Genomic DNA, 24,678 nt, shown 5'->3' with positions numbered 1-24,678 from the left:
ATGGATCTTAAGAGCCGACACCAGCCTCCCAAATGGGCTACCCGTTTTATCAACTGGTATTGCAAGCCAAAATACCTGGAAGATCTTTTAGGGGATTTAAACGAATACTTTGAACGAAATTTGGCTTCAAAGGGATTTCGTTATGCCCAATTGGTTTATGTCATCGATGCCCTAAAGTTCTTCAGAAGTTATACCGTGAAAACTCCTGAATTTTTTAATTTGATAACCAATTCCATCATGATAGGCAACTACATCAAAACCTCAGGCCGCAGTTTGATGCGGAATAAACTCTTTTCTTTTATCAATATCATTGGGCTTGCAATCAGCATGTCCGTTGGACTGCTTTTGATCTCTTTTTTAATGGACTTGAATTCTTATGATCAATTTCATGAAAATGCAGATAGAATTTACAGGGTTACCAATTTGGAAAGTTTAAAAGGGGAACCTGAAATCAAATATCCAACGACTTCCCTCAAAACCGGAAAAATTTTGAGGGAACAGGTTTCTGGAATAGAGAAAGTGGGAATCTTGAGGGATGATTTTTCAGGGGATGTTCTTTTGGGTAATAATTCTTTTCCAATCAAAGGTTTTTGGGCAGAATCTTCTCTGTTTGATATTTTTACTTTTCCCATGCTTGAGGGGAATCCTGCAACAGCATTAGATCATCCTTATTCTGTTGTATTGACTGAATCAGCTGCCAACAAATTTTTCGGTATCGGTTCTGCGATGGGAAAGGCCATAAACCTGGATTCGGTGGATTATCAGGTGACTGGCATCATCAAGGATATTCCGTTCTTTTCCCATCTGAAATTTGAAGCCTTGGCCTCTCTTTCGACTTTGGAACAAATTGGTGTTGATGGACCAGATTTTGAAAATTGGACCGATAGCTATTCAAACTTTGTGTTTGTATTGCTCAAGGAGAATGCAGATAAACGTTTATTGGATTCAGAACTTCAGACTATTGCAGATCATGAAAACCAGTTGGTTGATCCCAACGGTAATTCTGTAAGGGATATTCACCTTGAATTACTTCCCATGAATGAAATTGTTGTTGGTGAAGATCTGGCTAGGTCTGAAGGGTTACATTATCAAGTTCCCCATATTTCTACTGCAGTCCTTTGGTTCTTAGTCAGCCTTGCAATTTTGGTCATTGCCTCTTCCTGTTTTAATTATACCAATTTGTCTCTGGCCAGGGCCATGCGTCGTTTCAAAGAAATAGGACTTCGAAAAACTATAGGTGCCAATAAAAGCCAGGTTTGGCAGCAATTCCTGATAGAGGCTGTGATGATCTCCTTATCCGCACTATTCCTTTCATTGATCCTGTTTTTAATCCTAAAGCCTCAATTAATCAATATGGCACCAGGCCTCCAAACTCTGATAAAACTGGATCTGAGCCCGAAGGTATTTATCCTTTTTGTTGGTTTTGCGCTGTTAGTAGGAGTTATTGCAGGGGTGGTACCGGCATTGATTTTTTCAAAAGTAAATGCAATAGATGCCCTTAAAAATGTATCACCTGTTAAGGTTTTCAACCCAATGTCGTTCAGAAAGACATTGATGGTAATCCAGTATACATTTACCTTGATTTTTATTACGACCACGGTAATTGGGTATGTCCAATACAAGAATATCCTTGAATTTGATCTTGGTTTCACCACGGAAAATATCCTGAATATCAACATGCAGGGGAATAAACCCGAGTCTTTTATGGAGGAAATGAGAGCGATTCCGGAAGTGGTGGAATTGTCAAAATCCACCATTGTGACCAGTATTGGGAATGCTTGGGGTGGCTATATGAAATATAGCAGTGGGGAAGATTCAGCTTTGGTGATGACCAATCCGGTAGATGAGAATTATTTGAACCTTCATCAATATGAGTTATTGGCTGGAGGAAATTTTAAAATGTATCCGGTTGATCCCGGATCAGTCAGAGAAATCATTGTGAACCAGGAATTGCTCAGGAGATTCCAAATAGCTGGAAATAATCCCGAACAGGCAATCGGAGAGGTGGTTACTTTTAGCAATCATGCCTGGCAAGACAGAGAAATGACCATTGTAGGTGTGATCAGGGATTTTCATTACGGAAAAATAGATAATCAGATCGAACCGGTTGCATTTATGTTTTGGACACCGGAAAATCCTTTGATGATAAATGCCAAAATATTGCCTGGGGACATACAGGGCACATTGGGCAGAATCAAAGAGGCTTGGAACAAGGTGGATCCAAGCCATCCCTTCCAAGCAAGTTTTTACAAGGATGCTATTGAACAAGCTTATAGCGAATTGTCAGTGATGATAAAGATTATTGGATTTCTGTCCATTCTGGCCATATCAATTGCTTCCATGGGTTTATTTGGGATGGTGGTTTACACTACCGAAACCAAGGTCAAGGAAGTGGGTATCCGGAAAGTGATGGGAGCCAGCTCCCTGAACCTTATCTTTTTGTTGGCAAAGGATTTTATTTGGCTTTTATCAGTATCGGCATTTGTTGCTCTTCCGTTGACTTATTTGTTTTTCGAAAGGTATATTCTTACAAATTTTCCTTACCACGAACCTGTGAGATTGTTTGAGCTGTTTGCGGGTTTGATTGCCGTTATTTTGATTGCATTTTTAATGATCGGTTCTCAGACAATTAAAGCTTCCCAGACTAATCCTGCCAAAGTATTGAAGAGTGAATAGGAGAAAAATACCCTGACCTGAATTAAAAGGACATTTGATTGATAATAATAAGAGTAGGAAAATTAAGAAGAGTTATTCTTTTTAAGGGTAATATTTGATTACTAAACATGGATTAAATAAATCCAGAGCTGCAGGTCAAATTGCCCTATTTTGATATCCATTCCACTAATAAATCATCGCAAGTTTCGGATTTTTCAGAGCCAAATTCATTCTGATCTTTGACCAGGAAAATTCAAAGAAATGGAATCACAAAATCAAATCAATTACAACAGGATTGCCGAAGCGATTGAATACATTCAATCCAACTTCAAATCCCAGCCTAACCTGGATGAGGTTGCCGAAAAAGTCCATGTCAGCCCGGCTCATTTTCAAAAATTATTTACTGAGTGGGCCGGAACTAGCCCGAAAAAGTTTCTTCAGTTTATCAGTGTGGAACATGCCAAAAAAATTCTGAAAGAAGAAAAGGCTTCCTTGTTTGACACTGCCTTTGAAACTGGTCTTTCCAGTACTAGCCGTTTACATGACCTATTTGTCAACATTGAGGGAATGACACCGGCAGAGTATAAAAACGGAGGAAGAAATTTGGAGATTAATTACAGTTTTGCGGAAAGCCCTTTTGGAAATATCTTGGTTGCTTCAACCCAGAAGGGCATTTGTTCGATGTCATTTGAAGACCATGAAGAAACTGCAATCCAAAATCTAATTGCAAAATTCCCCAATGCTTCCTTTCATCGCAAATTGGATTTGGTTCAACAAAATGCGCTGTTCATTTTTCAAAACGATTGGAGTAAACTCAGTGAAATAAAACTTCACCTAAAAGGAACGGATTTTCAATTGAAGGTATGGGAAAGTCTGCTCAAAATTCCTATTGGCAAACTGTCAACGTATGGAATGTTGGCTGAGAAAATAGGTAATCCCAATGCTTACAGAGCTGTTGGAACTGCCATTGGAAATAACCCTGTTGCTTTTCTGATCCCTTGCCACCGGGTTATTCAATCCTCTGGTCAAATTGGAGGTTACAAGTGGGGAAACACCCGGAAAACTGCCATCATCGGTTGGGAAAGTGCGAAAACCAATTCTTTGCTTTAATTCCTGACAGATGAAGACCATTATTGAGAATATAGAATGTTTGGAATGGCATGATATCACTGAGTCCATTCATCAGAAAGGGTATGCCATCACTCCAAAACTGCTCTCCGAGGAACAATGTGATCAGCTGAAAACAGATTATTATCAATCAAAACTATACCGTAAAACTGTGGTCATGGCACGGCATCGCTTTGGTTTGGGAGAATATAAATATTTTAATTATCCCTTGCCGGATATCATACAAACTCTTCGGACTCATATTTACCCGAAAATAGCCCCTATTGCCAATTCCTGGTTTAAGGTTCTGAAGATGGACACGGAATTCCCTGTAACGCACAGAGAATTTCTGGAAGTTTGTCATAGTCAGGGACAACAAAAAGCAACTGTTCTGATTTTGAAATACTCCAAAGGTGGATTTAACACCTTGCATCAGGATCTTTATGGGGATATTTACTTTCCCATTCAGGTTGTCCTGTTCCTTGACGAGCCCGACATTGATTATACTGGTGGTGAATTTGTTTTGACCCAACAAGTTCCCAGGGCACAATCCAAAGCAATTGTCTTAAAGCCCAAAAAAGGAGAGATGTTGATTTTTACGACCAATTTCAAACCTGAAAAAGGTGCTAAAGGATATTACCGGGTAAAAATGAAACATGGGGTAAGTGAGGTGAAATCTGGAATGAGACATACACTGGGGATCATATTTCACGATGCTTTGAATTAACTATGATATTGCATACTGAATTATCGAATACCGATTTATGGAAAAAAATCAAAGCTCAAAAAATCTTGTTTGGAGGTAATAAGAAACTTGGTATCTATGGACTCCTAACCTGTAAATCAGGAAAACGGATGAAAAGGGAAAACAGGGTTTTCTTTTCTTCTGAAAATGAAGCTCTTGAAAATGGTTATAGACCATGTGGACATTGTATGTATAAGGAATATACTAATTGGAAGGATGGATTTATTTAATCAGAGTTTGGATAGTAAAAATCTCCTGCCTTATGACGGGATAGTCAATTATTATGGGCCAATTTTGGAACAGGCCCGAGCAGATTATTATCTCCAAAAATTATTGGAGACGATCGCATGGAAGAATGACAAAGCCATAATTTTCGGTAAAGAAATTATCACCAAACGCAAGGTAGCTTGGCATGCTGACAAACCTTTCGAATATTCTTATTCAAACCACTCGAAATTTGCTTTGCCTTGGACAACCGAACTCTTGGAATTAAAACAGCTCGTAGAAAATTTTTCCTCTGAGACTTTCAATTCATGTCTGCTCAATCTCTATCATGATGGAAGTGAAGGAATGGCCTGGCACAGCGATGGGGAAACTGATTTGAAAAAAGGTGGAGCTATTGGTTCATTGAGTTTTGGTGCGGAAAGAAAATTTTCATTCAAACACAAAACATCCAATGAGAAAGTAGAAATTTTCTTGCCACACGGGAGTTTAATGGTAATGAAAGGATCCACACAAAGCCATTGGTTACACAGGTTGCCTCCTACAAAAAAAGTAACTGAATCAAGGGTCAATTTAACTTTCAGAACAATTGATCAATAGGGATATTTTTTCTTTCTAAGATTTTCCCAATGGATATGAGAATGGCGAGTAGGAGCTATCGAATCTTAATGACTTTTGACTATACCCAAAAGCATACGTTTAAGTTGAATGAATTTTAAAAAAGAATACGTCTTATCTCGTAATTCCTTTTATTGAGAATTCTATTTTTACTTTTGCAGAAAGCATTTACGGTAACTAAGGTAGTAGAATATCTTTTGCTTAAAATTACCTGAAATGGTTTTGAAAGGTCATCTTTAAAAAAGAATCAGGGTATCTTTCTATTAAGAACAATAAAGTCAAAAAATATTGCAACAGTTTTGATATCTTTTCTTGGTAAAATCTGTTAGTAATTTATGATGTTAAATTAATTATTAATGAAAAGAAATTAATGAATGTAACTGAAATTGGAATTGATTTAGGAGGTACCAAAGTATTGTTTATAGCAGGAAAAACCCAGTTAAGGGCTAAAACTGGAAGGGACTTTACCCCTGAAATGCTGAAGAATCTTTTTTTGGAGTTTATTCAATACCATCAAATAAATCCTGAATTGATTGGAATTGCTGCACCTGGGTTGGTCGAAAATAACCAAGTGGTTCTTTGTGATGTGTTACCCCATTTTACAGGTTGGTCTCCAAAAGAAGAGTGGAAGGGGATTTCTGCTGAAATAGGAGTATTTAATGATATAAAAGCGGCTCTTTTCGGAGAGTTTTCCAATTTATCTGCAGACTTCTCAGGAGGAATAGTCATGGTGGGAACAGCTATTGGAGCTGCCTTTATTTCAAATGGAAAAGAAATTAATGGAATCAACGGCTGGGCTGGTGAATTTGGCTATTTTCCTTTTCCAGTTGATTCGGGAGTAAAGAGGTTGGATGAATTGTCAGGAGGACATTTTCTAGCTGAAAAAATGGGATTAACTTCCCTTGAGATGTTCATCCAGGCAATGGAGGGAAATAAAGAAGTTCTAAAACAAATCCACGAAGGAGGCTATTATTTGGGAATGGGATTGGCAAGTCTGGTAAATTTTCTGAATCCTGAAGTAATAGCAATCGGAGGAGGTACAGCACTTTTGCCTGGATATTGGGAGGGGATCATGCAAGGAGTGGAAAAGTTTACCATCCCCATGTTCTGGAAAGATAGGCTTATACGAAAAGTGGAAGCAGGAGAAAAAGTTGCAGCAATTGGTGCCGTTAGAAGGCTTAAAATTGGTTTAGAACTCGTCCATTAATGATTAAAAAGGGACCCGGAAATTGAATTTGTTTCCAATCTTCTTGGGTCCCAATGTTTTATGATTTCAAAATCCTCTTCAGTTTTATCCTATTGGGATTTGGATACTTTTTTTATCTCCAGTGAACCGAAAAAAAGGATTTCCTTCTTTTTTAAAGAGTAATTTATTGACTCCCAAACCCTTTGCCCTTGCTGTGATCTGTTGAAGGTTCCAATTGTCTCCCCCAAATCCTCCCCCAAATGTGGTGGAAAGTGTGATACATTTGATTTTACTTACAGGATGCGGCTTTTTTAAAATCAGAGAAACGGTATGATCATAATTATTGATCCAACGTTTACTTTGATTTACATTTTGGAAGTCTTTAAATTCTCTATCTGCATATTCAAGAAGGCCTAAAAAGATCTGTAGGTATAGCTCTCCTTGAAAAATATTAATCCAATGCAGTTTAACTCATTCCCCCACATACCGCAGCAGTTTACCAGTCTAATGCGCTGATAAAATTATTCTTAAAGTCATTGACGAAATTAAAACCATCCCTATGAGGTTTAATATTGGAAAGATCTATTGCACTTCAAATTGGAAAAAATTTCCATTTTTGGACTGAAAAATCTTTTTTGTACTAAAGACCAGTGAGACTCCATTGATGATCTTTTTCCTTCAACTTCCATAAAAAAAGCACAACTTTGATTGGATGGAAAATGAATACTGCGTTTTCGATGTCCGTCCTTTCAAAAACTTTTTATAATTAAATGAGAACAATAAAAAAAGGTAATCCCTGAATTCAGGGAAATTTGTTGAAATAGATGTCAATTATTGTACTGGTATTTTGTGTTGAAAGGCAATGGTTTTTTATTGAAGACAGTAGTTTGATTGCTGAAACTTATAGTTTAATAGTTAAAAAAATTTTTTTTTGAGCTTTGTGCCTTTCCGGTGGTTTAATTCTTCAAGAGATTAACTCCGAAATCATGATAAAATTATCAGCTACCAAATCATTTCCTTTTGAATTAATCTATCTCATGTTTTAAAATTGAGAAAATAAAAATTCTAAGGATATAAAGTTTCTGTCCAATGTATTTTAAAAAGGTTGTGAAGGTGGATACAAAATTCAGTTCCTGGTTTAAGGGAAGTCATTTTTTAAAATAGCTCCATTTCGAGGAATACGTTTTTCCTTGACTAAAAAGAAAGTAGGATTTAGTTAGAGAGTTTAAAAGCATCCTGTATATTATAGGGACAATCCAAGGGAAGCTATAATGATGCACAAACCTGTTCAATTAATTTCTACCTTATCTTTTTCAGATTGGAAGAATATTTTGGCAGAAGTAAAAAAACGAATTGGAGAAAACAATGTAGTTATCGTTTCAGCCGGAGTGGCGTTTTTCGGTTTTTTGGCCATTTTTCCTGCGATTATGGCTCATATTTCCGTCTATTGGTTTGTGATGGACCTTCAGCAAATTGAGGAACAGGTATCTGAAATCAGTTCGATAATTTCAATTAGATTTCGAGAAATTTAAAAATTTGTATCTTTGGGTTATGGGTAAGAGACAAGACAAGCTTACTGCGCAAATAGAAGATTTGACAAAAAAAATGAAAAGTCAGATGCCGCGCATTAAAAAAGAGATCCGCATATATGAACAGAAGGCTGCCATGGGTACACTGACTAAGAATCCTAAAGTGTCTCCACAGTTTAACTAATGGAATCCCCCCAGCTCTTGGTTATAGCGGGATGTAATGGAGCGGGTAAATCTTCTTATTCAAGTCTTTTGGCTCCAGAAGGAATCCCTGTCTTTGATTATGATAAGCATTTTCTTGAGATCTATTCTTCGATAATCCCTACTGATTTCCAAGATCAGATGGCACATAATATGACTTTTCAAAAGCTTGAGGTGCAAATCGGTCTAGCTATTGAGTCCGGGAAGTCGTTTGCTTACGAGACCAACTTTAATTCTGACCCTTTGTACTGGCCTTTTATTTTCAAGGCAAAGGGATATAAGATCAACATGATTTATTTTTGTTTGGATTCAATTGAAGAAGCCCAAAAAAGAGTTGCAATCAGAGTTGAAAATGGAGGGCACTTTGTACCAGAGGTTGAAATTAGGAGACGTTTTTTTGATGGGTATAGTAACCTGGATGAATATTTTGGTTTTTTTGATACGCTTCATCTATTCAATAGCTCTAGTTATGGAAAGGCTCCGGATTATTGTTTGACATTTCAAAATGGACAGTTGGTTAAAAAATCCAAAATCCCTGTTTTTTTGGAAAATCTCACTCCGAGGCTATATAGGAAGGCATTCAATTAAATGGCATTTTTGGTTTTCTGAGCTTTCATTTACATCATATAAATTAGGGCGAATACAACGAGGAGTCTAGGAGATTTAGACTTCAGCGAGACGGGCATTCTGCCGTGGTTTGTGTCTTTACAAACCAATAAACTTAAGAGTGGCAAATCTATTAGCAGTTAATAGATCAGCAATTAATTTCCTCTCACCAAATTCATCTATTAAAAATGAATAGCATTGCGGGAAGATGCCTACATTTCAAATAGCCGGCAAAGAAGAATTTCATGATATCCCAAAGCTGTTTTAAAGTATTAGATTATCGGAATTAGAAATTCTTGAGGTAAGGGTTAGGGATTGCAAATACAGGAAACCATGGAAATTAAGACTATAATCTGACTGGGAACATTCCCGGCTTTTCAATGAATGAAATAGTACTTTTTTTCTACCTCAAAAAAGAAAGTAGGATATAGTTAGAGAGATTAAAAGCATCCTGTATATTAAGGGACAATCCAAGGGAAGCTATAATGATGCACAAACCTGTTCAATTCATTTCAACCTTATCATTTTCAGATTGGAAGCATATTTTGATAGAAGTAAAAAAACGAATTGGAGAAAACAATGTAGTTATCGTTTCAGCCGGAGTGGCGTTTTTCGGTTTTTTGGCCATTTTTCCTGCGATTATGGCGCTTATTTCCATCTATGGCTTTATGATGGATTCTCAGCAAATTGAGGAACATATATCCAAAATCAGTTCGATGATGCCTGAGCAAACCCATGCTATCATTCAATACCGGGTGGATCAATTTATTAAAAGCAAAGGAGAGTCTCTTGGTTGGGGTACTTTTTTCGGTATTCTGCTAGGGGTTTGGATTGGGAACCTAGGGACAAAATCCTTGTTCAGGGGAATAAATATTGCCTATGATACAGAAAACAAGCGGGGAATCATCAAAAACAACGGACTTACTTTATTATTTACGTTTGGAGCAATTATCCTGATCATTTTAAGTGCCTCCTTGATTGTTGCTTTCCCAGTAATCATTGAAAAAATTGGTTTAAATGAGCAAATGGTAAGTCTTTTTGGTTGGTTGCGCTGGCTTGTGATGGGGCTTGTTCTGGTAGGGAGTATGGGACTGATTTATAATTTTGCACCAAAAAGAAATCAGCCGGGGTTTAAGTGGGTCATACCAGGGGCATTTTTCGCAACCTGTTTGTGGCTTTTGGCTTCTTCGGCATTTTCATTTTACATCCGGCATTTCTGGAATTTAAATGAAATCTATGGATCTATATCTGCGGTCGTATTTCTAATGCTATGGCTTTTTATCAGCACTTTTATTATTCTGCTTGGGGCTGAATTCAATTATGCAATTGAAAATCATCTGATGGGCGAGCCTGTCCATAAGGAAGATTAATTGAATTAATCCTAAATCTTTGGAACTACAGAAATGAAAAGGCCGGATTCCAGAAGGGGAAATCCAGCCTATTTCATTTTTGCTACTCGGAGGGAATGGGCTTGTTTGTACTGACAGATAGCCTGTTCCATGCATTGATGGCGATAATTGCCATAATCACCTGGGCTAGGTAGTTTTCTCCAAAAGTCTTCACCGCTTGTATATACAACTCTTCACTGAGTCCCTTCTCACTGATCAGAGTTACTTCCTCGGTAATCTGGAGAAGGATTTTTTCTTCTGGGGAGAAAAGATCCGTTTCCCTCCAGGCATTCAGTAAAAGAATCCGCTGGATTTTTTCACCCTGTTTTAAAGCATCCTTGGTGTGCATGTCGATACAGAAAGCACATTTGTTGATCTGGGAAGCCCGTATCTTGATCAGTTCCTTATGAGTGGAAGTAAGTTCGGATTGCTGGAGGTACTTTTCGATTTCGAAAAGTGATTGATATCCTTTTGGTTCTACCTTGTCAATTTGCAGTCTGGTTTCCATGTTTTTATCATTTTTGTTGAAACATAGACCAAAGGTATTCCCCGCAATTCCGAAAAAACTTGAACTGGTTTAAGATCGTCTTTTTGCACGAAGTTTACTGAGATACTCCGGTGTCAGCCCCAGGTAAGTGGCGAGTATATACTGGGGTACACGCTGTACAAAATAAGGGAACTGCTCACTGAAGTTGTAATAGATTTCCTCCTTGGAGTAATTGAAAAGGTATTTTAGCCGGGTAATCACTGCCCCATAACCAATTTCATACATTTGGCGGAAGTAGGACTCCATTTCAGGAAGGTCTTTCAGCAAGGCAGTGTATTTCTCCCGTGAGATGCTCCATACAAGTGATTCTTCCACTGTCTGAATCGTTGTATCGGTAACCTTCTTTTTATAAAAAGCCTGGTGATCACTGATCCACCAATTTTCCAGAGCAAATTGCACGGATTTTTCAACCCCCTGCTGATCTATGAAATAAGAATGAAGGCAACCTTTTTCGACAAAAAACAAACGATCACAGAGATGATTAGCGGGTAGGAGAATTTCTTTTTTTCCGACTTCCAATCGCTCGAAATATTCTGGGACTTTTAGCGCAGAATCCGGTGCTAAAGGAATGAATTTTTGGATATGGTCGAGAAGGGCACTGGACATTGGAAAAGCTATTTAAAATTTAGAAAGCAAGGATCAGATCTAAAAATAGACAGGAATTAGCTTGGGTTTACTGTTTTATGATATTTCACTCAAATGGTTTCCTAAATGAGAAGGAGGGAAGGGGAATAAATGACCAAATTTAAGCATCTTTCAGAGTTTACTTTTTAACCGTTTTACCTGTTCATTTTGAAAAAGTGAATTTTGGTGTACTTCTTTGTTTGCGATGTTGAACAATTGAGTTAAATGTTGAAAAAAGTGCACTTTATTGTTCTATTATTTCATATGTTTTGATGATTCAGGAGATTTAAATTCCTAGATGTTAATCCCGAGAACGAAGTGATTCGGGAATTATCCGCTTGGGGAATGCGGGGGCTTAGGCCAAATATACCTAGTAATAGGTAAGTTTTTAATACTTTAGTTTTCTGATATTGCCATTTAATAGTCTGAGCAGGATTGATCGCCTTCTCCTAAAGGAGAAAAAGTGGTGAGGGGTAGTTACAAATTCTACCTATTCCCAAAAGTGAGGAGATTACAACTTGAGTGGCTATACTGGTTATTTTTAAATCACTAATGGATTTTGATAAGTGAACGAATCTTATCGTATATGGAACGTCTGAATTTATCAAAGTTGGGAATAGCTTTTCTAATGCTTTGCTGCATTGGGACGGCTTATATTCTTTTTAATCTGAATCATCAAACTGAAGTTCATAGAGGTGTACTGGCAAAAAAGCATGAATTTGGATTGGCAAAGAGGGCGTTACTACAGTTCAGGTTCGGAAGTAAAGAAGACCCTTGTCGATTGACGGTGGTTAATGAAGATGAAGAGATTATTCAGGTCATCGGGTCAGGGCAGGATGTTGAAGAAGGTGATACTATATACTATATCGAAAAGGAAAGTATTCTTGGCTTTATTTACTATGTCCGGGAGGAGTAATTTATGCATTGCCAGGAGCAAGAGATTATGAAGGTGAAGCAATAAAAATTTCCTGTTCAGTTCTTTTACGATATTACTTCGATGTTTCTACGATGCTTTTCCGATCATTCATCGCAGGTGAATCGGCTTAGAATAGGGGAAAGGAGAGGTGAATACTATAATTTCAATAGCTATGAACCGTTGTATTTTTAAAGGCGTCTTACTTAGCTATGTTCTACGAACCAAGCAACACCTTGCAATAAGATAGGTTTAAGAGTAAAAAATCTAGTTTGTTTTTATACTTTTAAGACTTCAGTTCAATTAACTATTTGTTGGTTTATTTCTAATTATTTAGATATTAGTTAAGTAACCCACAGAATTTTCTACCATGGATGAACCAATTATCACTTTTGAAGAAATAACAAAATTTAACGGCCATGACTGGGATCAGGCTTATGCGGTACTGAATTACCACTTGGAAAATGGCAATATCAAAAAGCAAGTGCAGGACAGTGGTCTGGTGGTCTACCATAATTCCACCGGAGTACAAAGACATAGACTGATCCATGATAATGTTTTCTCACCTGCGGTTAACGGCAATGTCGTAATGCGTCCCAGAAGGAAAAGAATAAATAAGGATGAAGGGAAGGGGTGAGGTAATGAAAATCAATTAATTTTTGCAATTGGAGATGGGTTCTATTAGGATGCAGGTGGAGTAGTAAGTCCAAAAATTCCTTTAAAGTAGGATTTTTAAAACCTTAAGTTACCCCCACCTATCTACTTAAATAAGATTAGTTTAGATCAACCTCTTTCTTGATTTGTCTTCTTGAAATAAGATAATCTTAACCTATCTCAAGTTAAAGCAAGAATCAAATACTTAGCGAAGCAATTCAACTTTTTAAAGCAGGAAAAAATTAAGTGAGAAAATCAATTTGAAAATAATGTTAGAGTATTAAAAAATTTTTTAATAAACTAATTAGTCATAAATTTTTAAAATTAGTCAATCTATTATATATTTAAGGGAACTTAAATTTAATTAATTATGAAAAAATTTCTTCTTGGATGTATTCTAGCGAATATGTTTTCCTTTTTTGTAGTTAATGAAACATCAGCCCTTGCAGAAGGCTATAAATTGAAAGATGAAAGATGTGCTGACGGTACACTTCAACAAAGATGTAGACCCTCACAAGAATCAGAATGTGATCCTTCAGCTCAAACAAGCTGTAGAATAATTTTAACCTAGAATTTGCTTTCTAATGGGTAATTCAAAATTCTTTCTTTATTTCCTAATTTGTATAATCTTTTCCTGTGATGAAAAAGAAGAAGTAAAAACAGTATCAATTCAGGTAGACAAAATAAAGAGTATGAATTACTCTGATGTATTCGATTCAATAGAATACATTTTATTGAAAGATTCTGATCAAAATCCCCTGGTACAACCTTATAAAATTATTTTCTCGGACAAAAATATTTTTGTTGAAGATCAACAAATGGATAATCTGTTTATTTTTTCTTCAAAAGGAGAATTTATTAAAGTCTTGGAATCAACAGGAGGTGGCCCAGGGGAGTTTGATCAAATTCAGGATTTCCAAGTAAAAAATGGAAAAATTACCATTATGGATGCAGTATTGGGTAAATTTATAGAATTTGATCAAAATGGAAAATTTCTTTCAGAAAGAAGAAATTACACCACTGCAGAAAATTTTTTAAGTACATCCGGTTTTGATTTATATTTTTTTAATAATCTACCTTCCGATTCCTCTTATAATTTTCTTGTAAAAAATGATAACATTCAAAAATATTTTGTTCCCTTAAAGCAAGGGTATTCTGGAGTCTCATTAACCCATTTGAATGGATTCATGGAAAGTATGAATTCAGGAATGTATTATATTGATTTACCTTTATCTTACAACGTATTTGAATTTGATAAAAATGGTTGGCTGAATAGTGAGATTACATTTGATTTTGGGACATATAATTTGGATCCCCAAAAAAGATTAAGAATGAAAGAGGATGGTAGCTTTTATGAAAATATTGGAAATGTTGTAGGCATGTTGGATTCATTTTTCCCAATAGGCGAAAATTTTGTTACAACATTTTCAAAAAATGGTGATGAATCTTACTTACTTATCTATGATAAACAATTCAACCTTTTATTTTCAGGGGCTAATCTTAAAAATGATTTTGATGGTTTGGAGTTTTTCAAACTTTTCCCTTGGTCTTATTATGAAAAAGGAATTGTACTGAAATTGCCAAGCTATTATTTATCAAACCTTATTGAAAAGTACGGAATTAACCCTTCTGAAAAATCTAATTTACAAGAGTTTTATAATACAAATAAAGAATTATTGAAAGAGGATATGAGTGTATTTGTCAAATTAAAACTAAGAGATGAATTTCTTTAATTTTTTATATTCCTTTCAAATCTAATAAAGAATTTTAGGCCAATTTCTGATTCTAATTAGAGGGAGCGGAACGGTTGAATACCAATTACGTATTGGTTTGATTATAAGCGTATAATTACAAATCCTACCCAATTTCTTAGCAATAGGAGTACTCCAAGAGGGGTGAATGAAATTGCTCAGAAATAAAAGGATTGTAGTTCCATTCAGAAACATTCCCGAACGGGCTTATAAGTATGTAGTCAATGGTAAAAGTGCAATAGAATCAATCAGAAGATGGAATAAAAGCCAGTTCAAACGAATCATTAAATAATATAAACAGCTGATCTTAACTAAAAAATACCCAGTACTGGGTATTTTCCTCCGAGATACTTTTTGTAAAATGCATTTGATAAGAAATTAAATGATCAACAAGATTTTACTAGTTAATCCAGCGGTCAAATCCAGACAAAAATTGTCTCTATTCAATTTTGGGCCCCAAAATTCCACCCAAAAGCTTAGATTTAAGCTAGAATTTAAAATCAAGATTATCCAATGGCTAAACAAGCAGCCCAAAAGAATACCAAATCCATGGAAGAAAGCCTCTGGGATTCGGCCAATAAACTCAGAGGAACAGTAGAAAGCTCAGAATACAAACACGTGGTGCTGGGCTTGATCTTTTTAAAGTTTGCAAGCGATACCTTTACCCAAAGGCGTGAAGAACTGATCGCAGAGGGCAAGGAGAAATACCTGGAGATGAAGGAGTTCTACAATATGAAGAATGTCTTTTTTCTCGCTCCAGAAAGCCGCTGGGGCTATGTCATCGACAATGCCAAACAGGATAACATCGCCTTGATCGTCGATACTGCCCTGCATACCATAGAAAAGAACAATCCTTCGCTGAAAGGCGCACTTCCTGACAATTATTTTTCCCGACTCAATCTAGATCCCAGCAAACTTGCTGCCCTGCTTGATACCATCAACAACATCGATACCGTAGGCGATGCTGAGGAAGATGTGGTGGGCAGGATTTATGAATACTTCTTGGGTCGCTTCGCTGCTGCCGAGGGAAAAGGCGGTGGAGAATTTTATACGCCGAAGTGTATTGTTAACCTGATCGCAGAAATGCTCGAACCCTATAAGGGAAAGATCTATGATCCGGCATGCGGTTCGGGTGGGATGTTTGTGCAAAGTATAGACTTTGTGAAAAGTCATCAGGGCAATACCAAAGACATTTCTATCTACGGGCAGGAATATACTGCCGTGACCTATAAACTGGCGAAAATGAACCTTGCCATCCGTGGGATTTCTGCCAATCTGGGTGATGTGCCAGCGGATACCTTTTTTAAAGATCAGCATCCTGATCTAAAGGCAGATTACATCATGGCCAATCCACCTTTCAACCAAAGTCAGTGGCGGGAAAAGAACGAACTAGAAGATGATTCCCGCTGGTCGGGTTTTACCACACCTCCAGCCGGAAATGCCAACTATGCCTGGATTCTGCATATGCTGAGCAAACTCTCCGAAAATGGAACGGCAGGCTTTGTCTTGGCAAATGGCTCTATGAGTAGCAATACCTCTGGTGAAGGCGAGATCCGTCAGCAACTGGTGGATAAGGATCTAGTGGACTGCATGATCGCGTTACCGGGTCAACTCTTCTATACCACGCAGATTCCGGTTTGTTTATGGTTTGTGACCAAGAATAAGAAAAAGCGACCCCATCCAGAAAATCCAGAAAAGGAGTTTCGGGATCGAAGCGGCGAAACCCTCTTTATCGATGCCCGCCAACTCGGCAGCATGATCGACCGCACCCAAAAAGAACTTACTAAAGAGGATATTGCTAAAATAGCAGATACCTATCATTCTTGGCGTAATTATACCCCCTCAATCCCCCTGAAGGGGGAAGTGGGACCCGATTCCCCCCTTGAGGGGGGCGAAGGGGGGTATCAAGACATCCCCGGCTACTGCAAATCCGCCACCCTCTCCGAAATCCAAGCCAACGACTACGTCTTGACTCCCGGTCGCTATGTAGGCGTAGCAGAAGAGGAAGACGATGGTATCCACTTCGAGGATAAAATGAGCGAACTGACAGCTACGCTGAAAAAACAAATGGCTCAATCCGAGGAATTGGATCAAGCTATTCGTGAGAATTTAAAGGTATTGGGGTATGAGTGATTGGGATGAAATTGAGCTAGGAGTTTTCTGTAAACTTCAAGGTGGTTATGCTTTTAAAAGCAACGACTTTGTAGACGAAGGCATTCCTGTTGTTAAAATTAAAAACATCCAAAATAGGATTGCCACATTAGAAGGTTCTCAATGCTACCCAGAAAACCTACCCTTAAATAAGCTTGAAAAATTCAAATTATATAATGGTGATGTCTTAATTGCTATGACAGGTGCGGGCAGTGTAGGTAGAGTTGGAAGGCTAATTTGTGATGATGATTCTTTTGGGCTTTTAAATCAACGAGTAGGAAGGTTTGATGTAAATGAAGAAAATCTAAATCTTAATTTTCTTTATTATACTCTTACTCAACCGAGATATCAGGAAGCTTTATTTATGGCTGGAAGCGGAAGCGGCCAACCTAATTTAAGTCCAAGTCAGATAGAATCTTTCAAAATCAATCTTCCCCCTCTCTCCGAACAAAAAGCCATTGCCCATATTTTAGGCAAATTGGATGATAAGATCGAGCTAAACCGTCAGATGAACCAAACGCTGGAAGCCATGGCGCAAGCCTTGTTTAAAAGCTGGTTTGTAGACTTCGATCCCGTGCTAGATAATGCCTTAGCAGCAGGAAACGAAATCCCCGATGAATTACAGGCGATGGCAGAGAAGCGCCAGCTCGTTCCTCATTCCAAGAAACTACTGTCTAAGAATCCCGATCTAGCTGCTAAGTTTCCTTCTTCTTTTGTCTTTAATGAGACGCTGGGGAAATGGATTCCTGAGGGGTGGGAGGTGAAGAGTTTAGGTGATATTTCTGATAAAGTTTTTAGTGGAGGAACACCAAGTACGCAAAATCCCGAATATTGGAATGGAGAGTTTAATTGGTTTTCCTCCGGTGAAACAAGAGATTCATTTATAATTAGTACCGAAAAATTTATTACGCAAAAAGGAATTGATAATTCCTCCACGAAATTAGCAATAAAGGGTGACATCCTTATTGCTTCCGCAGGGCAAGGTAATACACGAGGACAAACATCTTACAATTGCATTAATACCTACGTTAATCAATCTGTAGTGATTGTGCGAGGAATTGAAGGTATAAAGCAGTGGTTATTTTTTAATCTAAAGGATAGATATGAAGAAATGCGTGGAATTAGTGACTCCCATAGCATTAGAGGTAGTCTTACTACTCAGATTCTAAAGGGAATGAAAGTTATAATTCCAAATAATAAGGAGATAATTAAGGTTTTTGATAAGCTCTCAATTGATTCAATATCAAAAATAACAACCAATAAAAGAGAAGTTGAAACTCTAACCCAACTTCGAGACAGGTTATTGCCGGAGCTGATTAGTGGAAGGTTGAGGGTGAATGAAAATTATAATTGATCAAAATTGTAACTTTTAATAACTTAACATATGATAGGAAACTGTAAATATCAATTAATCCAACTTGGAGATAATGTTGATTTTTTTAATAAACTTAAAATTGAGCTTCAAAACAAATTTGATGAATTAAAATTGAATATTGATTTTATAAGATTTATCACAGAAGACAATATTCATGAATATTCTGGTGGAGAGCCGGCATATGTAGTGTACTTCGGAGGAGACTTTATTCCTGATTCTGATACATTAGATATTATTATGCATCAGATAAATGATGGAAACATAATATTGCCAATTTCAGCAAAAAAACTCTTGGCTGACATTCCTGAAATTTTAAAAAAATATAATATTCTAGAATGGGATAATAACCTAAATAAAATTGTTAATCTGATTTTAGAGGGTTTTGAATTACTTAGGAAAAGTAGGAAGGTTTTCATCTCTTATAAGAGAAGTGAATCAAGCAATGTTGCTATTCAGCTTTATGAATTACTTGAACAAAATAACTTTGATGTCTTTTTAGATACTCATTCAGTGGATAAAGGTGAGGATTTCCAAGAAGAATTATGGCATAGGATGACCGATTGCGATGTGATATTAATGTTAAATACTGATGGGTTTTTAAAAAGTGAATGGTGTAATAAAGAGTTGGAAAAAGCTCATATTAAACGAATTGGAATTGTTCATTTAATCTGGCCAGGTTGTGATTTTGAAGATTTTGCCTATTTGGCTGAATCTATTCAATTAAAGACAAACGATTTTGAAAAGCCATTTTACTCAAGTGATTTGAACAATAGATTAAAGGAAGATATTCTTCCAAAAATTGTAAATATGATTGAAGGAACAAGAGCCCGAAACTTAGCTTCAAGACAAGATTCTATAATTACAGATTTTACCCAGGCAGCTTCAAATAATTCCATCAGTGTACAGCTTCAATATCAAAGGTATATTTCTCAAGAACTATCTTCGGGTAAAACAATAGTATACATTCCTACTGTTGGAATTCCTCAATCAATTAATTGTCATAGTTCAGAGAAACTCCTTAACAAAATTGGGAAAAAAGAAGTCAAGTCTATTAGATTAATTTATGATGATTTGTCTATCAGAGATTATTGGCTTGACCATTTGGACTGGTTGAATGATTATCTTGAAATCAAAACAATCAAAAAGATTAATTTCAACAGATGGTTTGTTACTAAACAATATGATAAATGAAAAATGTATTTTTATCGGCTAGTATTCCACTGCCAGAGAGGCATCCGAAATATTACGAAACTGGAGATGTAATAGCTATAAGAGATGCCGTTATAGCATTATCTACTTTAATGATTCCTAATTTTAGAATCATTTGGGGAGGACATCCATCAATAACTCCACTCATTAATTATGTTATTGAACAAAAATTAAAAGCAAATTTAGAAAGAATAGATAAATGGGATAAGTTGACTGAAGAAGAAAAATTTCAACTTGAATTAAAACTCAAAAGTAATATTCAAGAGCATGTGGTTTTATATCAATCACTTTTTTTTAAAGACAAATTCATTGATGATATAAATAAGTTTGAAAATGTGAAATTCACAGAGAATACTGGTGACATACATTCCAGTATTCAACATATGAGAATGAGAATGTTTAATGAATATGATTATTCCGCTGCAATTTTTATCGGAGGTATGGATGGTATTGAAGTTGAATTTAATATGTTCCGTGAGTTTCATCCTAATGCATTACTATTACCTGTAGCAAGTACTGGAGCTGCTTCAAAAATTGTTTATGAAAATTTTCTCCCCAAGGAATTCTTAAATGATCGATTATTAAAAGATTATGGGTATGTGTCTATGTTTCAGAAACTTCTAATTGATAAAATTTAATAATATGGCTAGGAAAGTATTCGTTTCATATAAATATTCGGACTCTTTAGTACAGGATTTAGGTATTTATCAAGATTCCATTTTTGGTAGAATAAAAATTGCAACAACGGCAAGGCATTATGTTGATGAAATTTCACAGCATTTAACCGATGATGACCATATCTATAAAGGTGAAAATGATGATGAAAGTATGGAGGAATTGGCAGACTCTTCAATCAGTTCAAAATTAGGAGACAAGATTTTTGATAGTAGTGTTACTATTGTATTGATTTCTAAAGGAATGAGGGAATCATTTATCTCTGAAAAAGACCAATGGATACCTTGGGAAGTTTCATATTCTTTAAAGAATCAGACCAGATTAGGCAAGTCTAGTAGTACTAATGGTGTTATTGCCGTTATACTTCCAGATGAAAATGGAAGTTACGAATATTATATAACATATGATAGAGACTGTAATTGCATTACTTTAAACACACCTATTTTATTTCAAATTATACGTGATAATATGTTTAATGTAAAGGAACCAAATAGAAGGATTTGTAATGGTAGTTGGGTTTACTCTGGCGATAGCTCCTACATTCAATCTGTAAAATGGTCTGATTTTAAAACAAATCCCACTAAATATATTGACAAAGCAATAGAGTTACGAGATAAGAAGGATGATTTTAAGATTGAAAAAACTATTAAATAATTCATGAGCTTTATTACCGAATCAGAACTAAGAAATCAAAGAAGGTCATTAAAATCTTATTATATGACCTTAAACGAAAGCTTAAATAGTTTTAAAGGAGAAAGTACAGTTTCTAAAACGAAAATATTTCTTTCACATAAGCACGATGAAAGAGAATATTTAGAAGGAGCTATATCGTTATTGAAATCTTTTGGAGTAGAAATCTACGTAGATTGGTTGGATGAAGGTATGCCAAAAACCACATCTGGTACTACTGCTAGAAGAATTAAAGAAAAAATTACGGAAAATCATAAGTTTATTCTGTTGGCAACGGTAGGAGCTATTTCTTCTAAATGGTGTAATTGGGAATTAGGCCTAGGAGATGCTGCAAAGTATATTGAAAACATTGCAATTATGCCTATTGTTAAGGACTACGAAGACTTTTCTGGAAGTGAATACTTAGAAATTTACCCTTATTTATACAGCTTAGACTATTATCAACTATTTAAGGGGGCTTATAGAAATGCTGGTGTTTATGTGGTTTTTCCGAATGATAAAGTTGTTTCTATAGTTGAATGGCTTAAAAGGTAGAATATGAAATTCACCGAATCCCAACTAGAACAAGCCTTTATCACTCTTTTAGGAGAACAGGGCTATCCTTATGTGCCGGGTGAGGAGATTAGTAGGGGCAAGGAAGAAGTTCTGATTAGGGAGGATTTGCATGGCTATTTGCTGGAACGATATGCTGCTGAGAAAATCACTCCGGTTGAGATCTTTTCCATTATTCGGGAATTGGAGAAGTTGCCAGCTTCGGATCTCTATGAGACGAATAAGACGATTATGAACTGGGTGCGGGATGGCTTTCTGCTGAAGCGGGAAGACCGAAACCAGAAGGATATTTTTATCTCTTTGATCGAATATGAGCAGCCGGAAAAGAACCACTTTAAGTTCGTGAATCAGTTAGAGATTCAGGGTTTTGAAAAGCGCATTCCCGATGGGATTCTCTACATTAATGGTTTGCCGTTGGTAGTCTTTGAGTTTAAATCCTCTATCCGGGAAACCGCCTCTTTGTTCTCTGCTTACGATCAGCTGACTAATCGCTACAAGCGGGATATTCCGGATCTATTTAAGTACAATGCCTTTTGCGTGATCTCCGATGGAGTGAATACCAAGGCAGGAAGTTTTTTTGCTCCCTATGAGTTCTTCTATGCCTGGCGGAAAATCGAAGGCTTAGATCAGGAAATCGATCCGGCCACAGGCAAGTCCACCAAGGTGCATGGAATCGACGCCATGTACACGCTGATCCGTGGGATGCTGGATAAGCGCCGACTTACGGATATCATCCATAATTTTATTTACCTGCCGGATAGCTCCAAGAGAGATGAGAAGATCGTCTGCCGTTATCCGCAGTACTATGCAGCGACTAAGCTGTTTGAAAATATCAAACTCCATCAGCATCCTCAGGGCGATGGAAAGGGAGGAACTTACTTTGGAGCGACAGGTTGTGGTAAGAGCTTTACCATGCTTTTTTTGACCCGCTTGCTGATGAAGAGCGTGGACTTTGCCAGTCCTACCATTGTGTTGATCACCGACCGTACCGATCTGGATGATCAGTTGAGCGGTCAGTTCACCAATGCCAAGGCCTTTGTCGGAGACAATGTAATCAAGTCTGTGACCAGTCGGGAAGATCTGCGAAATGAGCTGAAGGGTAGAAATTCTGGGGGAGTGTTCTTGACCACGATTCATAAGTTTAATGAGGACACCGAATTGCTCACGGATCGAAGCAATGTGATTTGTATTTCCGATGAGGCACACCGCAGCCAAACCAATCTGGATCAGAAGGTTCGGATTACCGAGCAGGGTGTGAAGAAGAGTTTTGGCTTTGCGAAGCACCTCCATGATTCCCTGCCGAATGCCACCTATGTGGGTTTCACGGGAACGCCGATTGATGCGACCATGGAAGTGTTTGGGGAGATTGTGGATACCTATACCATGACCGAATCAGTGATGGATGACATTACTGTTAGGATCGTTTATGAAGGCAGAGCGGCGAAAGTTTTGCTGGAAAACAGAAAGCTTCAGGAGATTGAGAAATACTATCAAATGGTAGCTGATGATGGAGGGAATGAATACCAGATCGACGAGAGCAAGCGGCAAATGGCACAGATGGGGACGATTTTGGGAGATCCCGGAAGAATCGAAGCCATTGCAGAGGACTTTGTCAGGCATTATGAAAACAGAATAGAAGAAGGCAGTACACTGCTTGGCAAGGCAATGTTTGTTTGTAGCAGTAGGGAAATTGCCTATCAACTTTATCAGGAAATCCTGGCTTTGCGTCCAGCTTGGGGAGAAATCCTTCATGCTGCAGAAGGAGTTGAGCTCAGTGAAAAAGACAAGAAGGAGATTCTTCCTATGGCCAGAGTCAATATGGTGATGACTAGAAGTAAGGATGATAAAAAGGGTCTTTATGAGCTTTTAGGCAATCAGGATTACCGAAAGGAACTGGATCGGCAGTTTAAGAATGTCAAGAGTAATTTTAAGATTGCGATAGTGGTGGATATGTGGCTCACAGGATTTGATGTGCCTTTTTTGGATACCATGTACATAGACAAACCGGTACAGCAGCATAGTTTGATTCAGACGATTTCGAGAGTGAATAGGAAGTTTGAAGGAAAGTCAAAAGGCTTAGTGGTGGATTACATTGGGATTAAGAAGCAGATGAATTTGGCCTTGAAGCAGTATTCTACGGTGGATAGCCAAAACTTTGAAGACATCGAGCAGTCCATTATTGTGGTCAAAGACCAGTTGGATCTGCTGGAAGCCATCTTCCACAAGTTTGATTACAGTGCCTATTTTGACGGCACACCACTACAGCAATTACATACCTTGAATCAAGCTGCTGAATTTGTGCAGTTGACCCAGCAATTGGAGCGACGCTTTATGAATCTGGTAAAGCGGATGAAAGCTGCTTATGATATTTGCTCAGGATCTGCGGCCTTTACCAATGAAGTCAAAGACAAGATTCATTTTTTCATTGCGGTACGGTCGATTGTGTTCAAGTTGACCAAGGGAGAAAGCCCCGATACCGATCAGATGAATGCGAAAGTTCGGGAAATGATACAGGAAGCGATTCAGAGCGAAGGGGTAGAGGAGATTTTTAAACTTGGGGAAGACGGGCAAAGCGAAGTGGATATTTTTGAGGCTGATTACTTGGCTAAGATCGATAAGATCAAGCTTCCGCATACAAAAATCAAGTTGTTACAAAAGTTGCTAGCCAAGGCAATTGACGAATTCAAAAAAGTCAATAAGATCAAGGGAATAGATTTCTCCAAGCAGATGCAAACGCTGGTGGACAAATACAATGAGCGGAAGGAATCCGATGTCTTGCAAAGTGAAGTGTTGGAAGATTTCACGAATGAGATTATAGACCTATACTATGCGATGCAAAAGGAGAAAGAATCCTTTGCTGAGATGGGAATTGATTTCGAAGAGAAGGCTTTCTATGACATTCTAAAAGCCTTGGCCAAAAAGTATGATTTTGTCTATCCCGAAGACAAGTTAATTCACTTGGCACAAGAGGTCAAAGATGTGGTGGACGATAAGGCCAAATACACAGACTGGAGTAAGCGGGATGATATCAAGGCGGAATTGAAAGTGGATTTGATTATTCTACTTGCAGAGAATGATTATCCGCCAGTGGATAGAGACGAAGTCTATAAGGAGATTTTTGAGCAGGCGGAGAATTTTAAGAGGTATCAGAAGTGAGATTATTCAGGATTAACTTAGGATAATTTGATCCTACCAGCTGGTGGTTTTTAATATTTTTCAAGATAAATATGTAAACAGATTACATATTATGGATAAAAAATAACCAAAGTCAGTATTTTTC

The 24,678-nt window shown here is 37.2% G+C and carries 21 protein-coding genes; 19 read left to right on the top strand and 2 right to left on the bottom strand.

Annotation, left to right across the window (positions count from 1 at the left end; all coding sequences use genetic code 11):
- The 9 genes from J0A69_RS16000 (at position 1) to J0A69_RS15960 (ending at position 10,239) form a co-directional block, all read left to right on the top strand.
- Entirely contained in the window at positions 1-2,676 is a 2,676-nt protein-coding gene (locus J0A69_RS16000) for an ABC transporter permease (RefSeq protein WP_236032919.1), read from the top strand.
- Between the two features lie 240 nt (positions 2,677-2,916).
- Positions 2,917-3,765, top strand: a complete 849-nt coding sequence (locus J0A69_RS15995; RefSeq protein WP_206587601.1) for a bifunctional helix-turn-helix domain-containing protein/methylated-DNA--[protein]-cysteine S-methyltransferase — start codon at positions 2,917-2,919, stop codon at positions 3,763-3,765.
- 10 nt (positions 3,766-3,775) lie between these two features.
- Positions 3,776-4,489 (top strand): 2OG-Fe(II) oxygenase, encoded by a 714-nt coding sequence (locus J0A69_RS15990; RefSeq protein ID WP_206587600.1) that lies wholly within the window; start codon positions 3,776-3,778, stop codon positions 4,487-4,489.
- A gap of 2 nt (positions 4,490-4,491) precedes the next feature.
- The gene (locus J0A69_RS15985; protein WP_206587599.1) at positions 4,492-4,737 is read left to right on the top strand and encodes an Ada metal-binding domain-containing protein; all 246 of its coding nucleotides are present in this window, start codon (positions 4,492-4,494) and stop codon (positions 4,735-4,737) included.
- Positions 4,724-5,329, top strand: a complete 606-nt coding sequence (locus J0A69_RS15980) for an alpha-ketoglutarate-dependent dioxygenase AlkB family protein (protein ID WP_206587598.1) — start codon at positions 4,724-4,726, stop codon at positions 5,327-5,329. Before J0A69_RS15985 ends, J0A69_RS15980 begins: the two co-directional genes overlap by 14 nt.
- A gap of 388 nt (positions 5,330-5,717) precedes the next feature.
- Positions 5,718-6,554: an ROK family protein gene (locus tag J0A69_RS15975; RefSeq protein WP_206587597.1), complete on the top strand. Its 837-nt coding sequence runs from the start codon at positions 5,718-5,720 to the stop codon at positions 6,552-6,554.
- A 1,250-nt stretch (positions 6,555-7,804) separates the two neighbouring features.
- Positions 7,805-8,065, top strand: coding sequence for a hypothetical protein (locus J0A69_RS15970; RefSeq protein ID WP_206587596.1), 261 nt, complete (start codon positions 7,805-7,807; stop codon positions 8,063-8,065).
- Between the two features lie 180 nt (positions 8,066-8,245).
- Positions 8,246-8,851, top strand: coding sequence for a zeta toxin family protein (locus J0A69_RS15965; protein WP_206587595.1), 606 nt, complete (start codon positions 8,246-8,248; stop codon positions 8,849-8,851).
- A gap of 503 nt (positions 8,852-9,354) precedes the next feature.
- Positions 9,355-10,239 (top strand): YihY/virulence factor BrkB family protein, encoded by an 885-nt coding sequence (locus J0A69_RS15960; RefSeq protein WP_206587594.1) that lies wholly within the window; start codon positions 9,355-9,357, stop codon positions 10,237-10,239.
- Positions 10,240-10,321: 82 nt separating this feature from the next.
- On the opposite strand, the gene J0A69_RS15955 is transcribed toward J0A69_RS15960, so the two are convergent.
- Both J0A69_RS15955 and J0A69_RS15950 read right to left on the bottom strand, forming a co-directional pair.
- Positions 10,322-10,765: a carboxymuconolactone decarboxylase family protein gene (locus J0A69_RS15955; protein ID WP_206587593.1), complete on the bottom strand. Its 444-nt coding sequence runs from the start codon at positions 10,763-10,765 to the stop codon at positions 10,322-10,324.
- 69 nt (positions 10,766-10,834) lie between these two features.
- Entirely contained in the window at positions 10,835-11,410 is a 576-nt protein-coding gene (locus J0A69_RS15950) for a Crp/Fnr family transcriptional regulator (protein WP_206587592.1), read from the bottom strand.
- Between the two features lie 604 nt (positions 11,411-12,014).
- Between J0A69_RS15950 and J0A69_RS15945 the strand changes: the two genes are divergently transcribed.
- The 10 genes from J0A69_RS15945 to J0A69_RS15900 all read left to right on the top strand — a co-directional run bounded on the left by J0A69_RS15945 (position 12,015) and on the right by J0A69_RS15900 (position 24,554).
- Positions 12,015-12,344 carry a hypothetical protein gene (locus J0A69_RS15945; RefSeq protein WP_206587591.1) on the top strand — a complete coding sequence of 110 codons (330 nt, stop codon included), beginning with the start codon at positions 12,015-12,017 and terminating at the stop codon, positions 12,342-12,344.
- A 367-nt stretch (positions 12,345-12,711) separates the two neighbouring features.
- On the top strand, positions 12,712-12,978 hold the full coding sequence (locus J0A69_RS15940) for a hypothetical protein (protein WP_206587590.1): 267 nt from the start codon (positions 12,712-12,714) through the stop codon (positions 12,976-12,978).
- A 601-nt stretch (positions 12,979-13,579) separates the two neighbouring features.
- Entirely contained in the window at positions 13,580-14,728 is a 1,149-nt protein-coding gene (locus tag J0A69_RS15935; RefSeq protein WP_206587589.1) for a 6-bladed beta-propeller, read from the top strand.
- Positions 14,729-15,259: 531 nt separating this feature from the next.
- On the top strand, positions 15,260-16,879 hold the full coding sequence (locus J0A69_RS15930) for a class I SAM-dependent DNA methyltransferase (RefSeq protein ID WP_206587588.1): 1,620 nt from the start codon (positions 15,260-15,262) through the stop codon (positions 16,877-16,879).
- The gene (locus J0A69_RS15925) at positions 16,872-18,251 is read left to right on the top strand and encodes a restriction endonuclease subunit S (protein ID WP_206587587.1); all 1,380 of its coding nucleotides are present in this window, start codon (positions 16,872-16,874) and stop codon (positions 18,249-18,251) included. Before J0A69_RS15930 ends, J0A69_RS15925 begins: the two co-directional genes overlap by 8 nt.
- 30 nt (positions 18,252-18,281) lie before the next feature.
- Entirely contained in the window at positions 18,282-19,463 is a 1,182-nt protein-coding gene (locus J0A69_RS15920) for a toll/interleukin-1 receptor domain-containing protein (protein ID WP_206587586.1), read from the top strand.
- Positions 19,460-20,119: an SLOG domain-containing protein gene (locus J0A69_RS15915; RefSeq protein WP_206587585.1), complete on the top strand. Its 660-nt coding sequence runs from the start codon at positions 19,460-19,462 to the stop codon at positions 20,117-20,119. Before J0A69_RS15920 ends, J0A69_RS15915 begins: the two co-directional genes overlap by 4 nt.
- Before the next feature lie 4 nt (positions 20,120-20,123).
- Positions 20,124-20,810 (top strand): TIR domain-containing protein, encoded by a 687-nt coding sequence (locus J0A69_RS15910; protein ID WP_206587584.1) that lies wholly within the window; start codon positions 20,124-20,126, stop codon positions 20,808-20,810.
- A 3-nt stretch (positions 20,811-20,813) separates the two neighbouring features.
- Positions 20,814-21,380: a toll/interleukin-1 receptor domain-containing protein gene (locus tag J0A69_RS15905; RefSeq protein WP_206587583.1), complete on the top strand. Its 567-nt coding sequence runs from the start codon at positions 20,814-20,816 to the stop codon at positions 21,378-21,380.
- A gap of 3 nt (positions 21,381-21,383) precedes the next feature.
- Positions 21,384-24,554, top strand: a complete 3,171-nt coding sequence (locus tag J0A69_RS15900; RefSeq protein ID WP_206587582.1) for a type I restriction endonuclease subunit R — start codon at positions 21,384-21,386, stop codon at positions 24,552-24,554.
- Positions 24,555-24,678 lie beyond the last annotated feature (124 nt).

Origin of the sequence: Algoriphagus pacificus (assembly GCF_017254845.1) — a bacterium.
In the GTDB taxonomy this organism is placed as follows: Bacteria; Bacteroidota; Bacteroidia; order Cytophagales; family Cyclobacteriaceae; genus Algoriphagus; species Algoriphagus pacificus.
The sequence above is the reverse complement of the archived record's forward strand: the minus strand, read 5'-3'. Positions and strand labels throughout refer to the sequence as shown.